The sequence below is a fragment of the Paenibacillus sp. EPM92 genome (assembly GCF_016586185.1).
Classification (GTDB): Bacteria; Bacillota; Bacilli; order Paenibacillales; family NBRC-103111; genus Paenibacillus_G; species Paenibacillus_G validus.
The window spans coordinates 1-1,628 of sequence record NZ_BCPS01000120.1; the positions used below are offsets into that span (position 1 = coordinate 1).

General features: G+C 50.3%; 1 protein-coding gene. It reads left to right on the forward strand.

Annotated elements, in window-relative coordinates; translation table 11 throughout:
• Window positions 1-171 precede the first annotated feature (171 nt).
• Window positions 172-1,536: an ISNCY family transposase gene (locus tag JMF85_RS27745; RefSeq protein ID WP_074730150.1), complete on the forward strand. Its 1,365-nt coding sequence runs from the start codon at window positions 172-174 to the stop codon at window positions 1,534-1,536.
• Window positions 1,537-1,628 lie beyond the last annotated feature (92 nt).

A 1,628-nucleotide genomic window follows, 5' to 3' on the forward strand; every position in this document is an offset into this window, starting at 1 on the left:
TAGTTACCCCTGAAAAAGTCGGGCTATTTTGACAAAATAAAAAGGAATTCGGCACCTCAAAATGGAAATTGTTATTGTCCAGATAACAATCCATCCATCCCCGAGGGAAGAATTCCTTTGTTTAAGGAGTTCAACGCAGAGCCTCGGGAATCCTTCCTTGAGGTGATGAAAATGTTGAAACTTCGTGACGAGCAAATAACGATGTGGGATGCGATTCTTCCGGAAGCTGTTAGAACGCTGCCGGCCGAACTTGCCATCATCGATCGCTTGCTGGACGACGAAAAATTTCTTCAACCATTCGCGAAGCTGCATCCGAAAGGCAAGAAGAGCGGTCGCCCTACGCTGGCGATCGAGAAGTACATCCGTCTTATGGTCTTGAAACACAAATATAATTTGGGCTACGAGTCGCTCGTGAAGGAAGTTGGCGACAGCATCACCTGGCGAATGTTCTGCCGTATTGCCATCGATGAGAAGATGCCGGATCCGTCCACGCTCATCTATGCCCGCAAACGCTACGGCGATAAAATCGCCCAGGACATCAACGCTGCGCTTATCAAACAGTGTGAAGAAAAAGCGATTCTGAAAACCCGTAAATTCCGTACAGACACGACTGTCGTGGAATCCGACATTCATCACCCGACAGATGCTACGCTATTGCAGGATGGTGTGAAGGTCATCACGCGAATGATTCAGAAAATCCGCAAGGTCGCTTCCCACGCCGTTCAAGGCTTTGAAGATCGTACGGCTGAAGTTAAAGAAAAGATTCTGTCCATCGCCAAAGTACTGCGGCGTCGCACACGGGAATCGTGGGAAGAAGTTGACAAGATTACGCAAAGCGTAATCGAAGTAACCGACAGCGTCGTAAAGGGTGCACAAAGCGTCGTAGAAAAACTGCAAGACAAGGGCAAAACGGCCGTTCAGCAAAGCAAAGCAAAACTGTCGGCGGCGGTCGAGCTTACCGGGAAACTGCTGGAACAAGCCAGACAGGTCGTCTCCGGCAATCGTATCATCGCCGATCGTATCGTCAGCTTCTTTGACCCCGAAGCCAGGCCGATCAAGAAGGGCAAGCTAGCCAAAGGCACGGAGTTCGGATACAAGGTGCGAATCGACGAGACGGAAAGCGGCTTCGTCACCGGTTACGCCGTCTATGAGGGAAATCCCTCTGATGACGAATTGCTTGTTCCCGCCATAGAAGCACATATCAAGCAGTTCGGCAAAGCACCGCAGGCCGTAGCCACCGACCGCGGCTTCTCAAGCAAGAAGAATGAAGCAGCCATTACTGAACTTGGTGTAAAGCGAGCCAGCTTGCCGCGAAAGGGCAAGAAAGGCATTGCCCGCACGGAGTACGAAAACGAAAAATGGTTTAAGGACTTGCAGCGTTACCGTGCAGCCGGAGAAGCGAAGATTAGTCTTCTCAAGCGCAAGTACGGTTTGAACCGCAGCAGGTACCGGGGCTTTGCTGGCTCAAAATGCTGGGTCGGCTTCGGAATCCTGACCCACAATCTGCAAAGAGCAGCAAAAATGCTTCAAAACTAAGGTAGAAATAGAAATCCGGGGGAACCGACATCCACAAAACCACTCGGCTCCCCGAGACCATTTTTAAAATTGGACTTTTTCAGGAGCAACTA